Source organism: Phytobacter sp. V69, assembly GCF_965644215.1.
Lineage (GTDB): Bacteria > Pseudomonadota > Gammaproteobacteria > Enterobacterales > Enterobacteriaceae > Phytobacter.
Map to the genome: position 1 here is coordinate 1 of NZ_CBFFRL010000271.1, position 4991 is coordinate 4991.

Sequence of the window (4991 nt, forward strand, 5' to 3'; positions counted from 1 at the left end):
TTCAGGCAACCGTCTGTGGTGTTTGCAGAGCTAAGATTGGCGGCTTAGCGTTGCACTTCGGAGTTGAATCCGCCTTTGTATTTTATTTGTATTCGATAATTATTCAAACTGATTAATGTGTATGAATTTTATTCACACTGACGCTGTATCACTCAAAATTGCTTTAATTCTGTAACCGCTGCGCTACTATCGAAACGTCATTCTTCTTAGAAGATGACCGCACGTTGTCCGGGCAAGCACGGACAACATTCACTCATAGCAAAAGGAATAATTCTTATGCTAATTCATAGATTTAGGAAGCATCGAAGACGATGCAATTATCCGGAGAACTTAACCCATGACTTTATTAAACGCAGAGGGCCTGCCTGAACTAGTAGCCCACATTGTAGCTAAAGAACAAAACCAGGAATGCCAGGTCACTTTCAAGTTACCTGTCGGACCTGATTACTTTAAAGTGCAGAATGGTGAATACGGTGGAAATGGAGTGCACTTTAATCAGAAGAGTCACACCCGCTTTTCACTGATGGACAAATCCAAAGGTGTTATTTATCTCGCCCTGACCCCTGAGACGGCCTTGAAGGAAGTCTTTCAGGAAGAAAAGGTGATTGATAAATCGGATCTGGAAATCAATTACATCGCTCAGCTCAAAGCTGGCCGTGAGCTGGTCCTGTTCGATGAGGGACCACTGGCTCAACAGCTGGGCGTTGCTGTAGGGGATCTACTTGGGCCAAAAGCAGTGTACCCGTACACTCAGTTGCTGGCGCAGGCTCTTTCGCCTCATGCAGATGGAATTCAGTATTTATCACGACACACCGGCAAACCATGTATCGTTCTCTGGTCGGACTTTACCGATGGTAATGGGTGTCTGGAAACTGTTTCAGTGACCAGCCTCAGTAATTATCATCACGGTGGCAAAAGTACGAAAGAAATCTTAAAGTTTGACCTGAATATCCTTGTGATGTGAAACGTCAGATAACAAAATGGGCCTTACGGCCCATTTTTCACATCGTATGGTTCGTACCGAAGTTATCTGCAAGGATCAGCAAATGCTCCATTTCACTTTTTGTCGGACCCCGACGTAAAATATCAATAACGGATACTTTGTTTTCCGACAATGGCATTTCAATGCGACGGGTAAAAAAGTTACACTTCCGAACATCACTGACGTTGTGAGTAATATGTTCGAGAATTTCTTTAACACCCTTTAACATTCCTTTGTCCGATCGTTCTTCGTCTACACTGAACTGAAATACGGGATACAGACGATCAGCACCCCAGTCCAGCTGAATCAGCTTTCCCTGATTACCATGTTTATGTACAGTAACAACTGACGTTCCTGTCAGACTGGCAACCGTAGCTGATTTATGTACTCCGCCATATTCATCCAGTGTTTTTAAAAACACCAGTCTGGCCTCAATAAAGTCTTCCTGTTCTTTTTTTTCTGGTGTTTCGGCATTAATTAAACGCCGGGTTAAAGCCAGGTATTTAAATTCAGACCAGAATTCTTCATCTGATACCGTCAGTAATGAAATCAGTTTCTCTTCCGGCACATCATCCACATAGCTAACATATTTATTGCCAATATTCTGGATACGATATCGAAGAAGATCGAAGCCTGAGTGTTCAGCGGTCAGCTGATGAGCCCGGGCTTTTTTACCTGTCGTTGTTGTCGTCATGGTGGCCTCGTCTCTGGTGTTTAAGATTTTCATAAAATCACTATATAGCAAATCTTAAACAAGGGCAAATTTTGTTCACCTGCATGTGACTGCACTTTCTCATTTCCGTTTTCTGTAATTTGCGGAAAGCCCGTCACACTGAGGGCAGTTTGTCACAGAACGCACCATCCAGGGGTTTTACAGGGTCTTCACCCCATCATCCTGGGATAAAGGATCCTTTTTCGATCCTCCCGCCGGAACCGGGGCAAAATTCTTTCTTCCGTTTTATGGTATATTTCCAGAAAGCGGAAATTCAGCGCACCAGGCTCTGCGGGTTTTTCCGCTGGCAGCAGGGCGCGGTGAACGCCACAATATATGCAGTGGAGTACCAGATTGCGCTGTGTGAAAAATACGGAGGTTACAGGGGTGTACCTCCGCAGATTTCATGCAGCGCGCTATTCTTCTTCTTTATAGTGCGGGCTAAATGAACCAGCTGACGACCAGTAACGTCCTGACAACACAGACAGGTGCCCACTCCCCTGCCCCGTTCGACTACGGCCGGGCACTGGCGCTGCGGGAAATGGCCCGGCATTATGCCGATCTGCCCCGCTACCTGCTGGCCCCGGAGATTGCCGCCCTCCTCCACTATCTTCCGGACTGGAGCCAGCATGCGCTCATCAATACCCTGTGGAACACCGGCGGGCGTATCAATGAAGTGCTGGCCCTGCGCCGTCGCGATTTTCACCTCAATGAAGATATTCCTCACGTGGTGATCCGCACGGCCAAACAGCGACGTGCCGGCGGCGGCCGCCCGAAAAAAGGCAAAAGCGCCAACCGCGTGGTCCCGCTGTCGGACCCGGCCTATGTTGATGAGATGCGCCGGCTGTTCGCCAGCACAAAGGAACGGTTTGAGGATGACCCCATCACCGGTGAACGCCGCGCGCTGCCGGTGTGGAAAACCACCGATCGCACGGTACGCAACTGGCTGACACGGGCAGTGGATGACGCGGCGCGCCATGGTGTGCGTTTCAGTGCTGATATCTCGCCGCATATCTTCCGCCACAGTTTTGCGATGCACCTTATCTATGGCCACGTGCACCCGAAGATCCTCCAGGGGCTGATGGGCCACGAAAAGTACGAGTCGACGGAAGTGTATTTACGGATATTTGCGCTGGATGTGGCCGCCAGCCACCAGGTCCGGTTTACACTGGATACGGCCGGCGCGCTGCAGCTGCTGCGCAGGGAATAACATTCACTCACGGGAGATTTATGAACGTCCACGCAATTCTGCCACGTAAGTTGCAACTCTCCAGAGAAGTCGAGGGTCTCCTTAATAACGGCATGGAATTTTTGCGGAAAGCCCAGGAAGAATTCGACACCTCCCCCACCCATTCCATTGTGAGTTTCTGGACGGCCGTCGAGATTTTGCTGAAGGTACCGCTGGCCCACGAACACTGGTCCCTGGTCTGCAGCGGGAAAAAAATCGTCCGCAAAAAATACATGTCCGGCGATTTCCAGTCCATCACCTTTCAGGAAGCGTGCGAACGCCTGAGTGATGTGCTGGAAAAGCCATTGCCAAAGGATACGTTAAAAGCCTTCGATAAAATCCGCCAGCACCGTAACCGTGTGGTCCATTTTTATCATGACGGGTATAGCGATGAAGCAAAAGCGAAACTCCTGGCCGAGCAGGCTGATGCCTGGTTTGCGCTGAACCGTCTGATGCGCGATGACTGGAAGCCCCTTTTTGAAGGTGCTCTGGGGGGATATCTGGCCAGACAGGAAACTGACCTGCTCATCAAGAACCAATATTACTCTGACATCAAATACACACAGATGAAACCGGTACTCGATACTCACGTCAGCAATGGAGAGGAACTGGTCACCTGTTATGAATGCGAAAAAGAAGCGGCACTGGCCACTGTGGTCAGTGAAGTGAAGAACATAAAAGTTTGGCATCTGGCATGCCTTGTATGCAGCTCATCATTCATTAAGAGCGCTGAGGTGAAATGCCCGGAGTGTGGTGAAATTAATTACGTTTCTGACTGGGCAGGAGCGAATTTTAAATGCAACGATTGCGAAATCGTTATCAAACGTTATGACCTGTTCGATACCAGCTCAACGTCCAAGCCCGACATTGCAGGCTTAGGTACTCCTGCCGGTTGTTGTGTATGCGAAGCCAGAGATGCTGTCTGTGAGTTCGGAGACAATTATATCTGCTCGGCTTGTCTGACAGTCCATGATGATATCCATCAATGCTTTCATTGCGGGTACCACAGTACCGACGTTCCTGAATACAGCTACGCGACCGGCTGTAAGTTTTGTGAAGGAGACCCTGCCCCCACTATCTATGAGGACCATGAGGAAAATAAGTAATACATATGTATTTCAGTTGTAGCTCAAATATATTTCACATGTATTCCACAAAGGAGTGTCTATGGGATATGAATGGATACAGCAGGTGCTAACCGGCGGTATTGCTGGCGGTGTCGTTACGCAGGGGATTATGTGGTTCCGCGAGCGGAATTCCGGACAAAAAAAAGCATCCAGTGAACGCGCGTTTATCGCTGTTGATTTGGTCTTCCGACTCGAACGACTTGCTGAACAGTGTACTGATATTGTAAGGGATACCGGTGAACCAGAACCCGGTTCCAGTTCCGATGAACTCAGACCTGTCACTCCTTTTCCGGTTTTCAGTATTGATGAAGTTAAGGGCGACTGGCGATATTTGCCCCCCTTGATGATGTATAAGATTCATGAGCTCCCTGTACGAATCGAAGAAGCCCGTCGGTACGTTCTGTATGTAGCAGAATATAACCAGTCCCCCCCAAAACACCTTGCTTATTTCCAGACCCGCCACCTCCAGTTCGCTGATATCGGTCTACGGGCCCTGTACATCTCCCGAAAGTTAAGGAAACTTTGCGCGATGCCTGAGTCACGGCTCATTGGGTCAGAATGGTCGGCCTGGGAGATACTGAAAAAAAAGGCAGCGGAAGGTCGCCTCATCAGGTATCGCCAATGGCTCAATGAGAGGAATTCAATTCAGAATGATGGAAAGACAGACATCTGATCGAACTACCATTGGAATTCAATAAAAATACACATGTAATACATTTGAATTTTAAAGAAATACCTTTTATTGAATTCTGTAGTACGTTTGTAGTCAAAAAGTAGGTCGTAAATTGTCATAAATCACTAGATCTGAACATCAATATGGTAAGCGTAAAGCCAGCGCCGTATGTAGCCATTAAGCCAGTACTGATAACTTAGACGCCCACCTGTACAGACGGACATCTAAGTATGGAATCCCAATCCTGGCGAAAAGAACCCCGTAAGAAT

At 48.1% G+C, this 4991-nt stretch carries 5 protein-coding genes; 4 read left to right on the forward strand and 1 reads right to left on the reverse strand.

What is annotated here, in order from left to right:
* The first annotated feature begins 337 nt into the window (after positions 1-337).
* A complete protein-coding gene (locus tag ACSZPU_RS23275) occupies positions 338-964 on the forward strand; it encodes an RES family NAD+ phosphorylase (protein ID WP_499003725.1) in 627 nt (208 codons plus the stop codon).
* A gap of 37 nt (positions 965-1001) precedes the next feature.
* Here the strand turns inward: ACSZPU_RS23275 and ACSZPU_RS23280 are convergent, their stop codons facing one another.
* Complete coding sequence (locus ACSZPU_RS23280) at positions 1002-1676, reverse strand: hypothetical protein (protein WP_499003728.1); 675 nt, start codon at positions 1674-1676, stop codon at positions 1002-1004.
* A gap of 463 nt (positions 1677-2139) precedes the next feature.
* Between ACSZPU_RS23280 and ACSZPU_RS23285 the strand changes: the two genes are divergently transcribed.
* From ACSZPU_RS23285 to ACSZPU_RS23295, 3 genes are all read left to right on the forward strand, one after another.
* Positions 2140-2904: a tyrosine-type recombinase/integrase gene (locus tag ACSZPU_RS23285; RefSeq protein ID WP_499003731.1), complete on the forward strand. Its 765-nt coding sequence runs from the start codon at positions 2140-2142 to the stop codon at positions 2902-2904.
* A 20-nt stretch (positions 2905-2924) separates the two neighbouring features.
* Positions 2925-4028 (forward strand): hsdR, encoded by a 1104-nt coding sequence (locus ACSZPU_RS23290; RefSeq protein ID WP_499003735.1) that lies wholly within the window; start codon positions 2925-2927, stop codon positions 4026-4028.
* A 61-nt stretch (positions 4029-4089) separates the two neighbouring features.
* The gene (locus tag ACSZPU_RS23295) at positions 4090-4722 is read left to right on the forward strand and encodes a hypothetical protein (RefSeq protein WP_499003737.1); all 633 of its coding nucleotides are present in this window, start codon (positions 4090-4092) and stop codon (positions 4720-4722) included.
* The last annotated feature ends 269 nt before the right edge of the window (positions 4723-4991 follow it).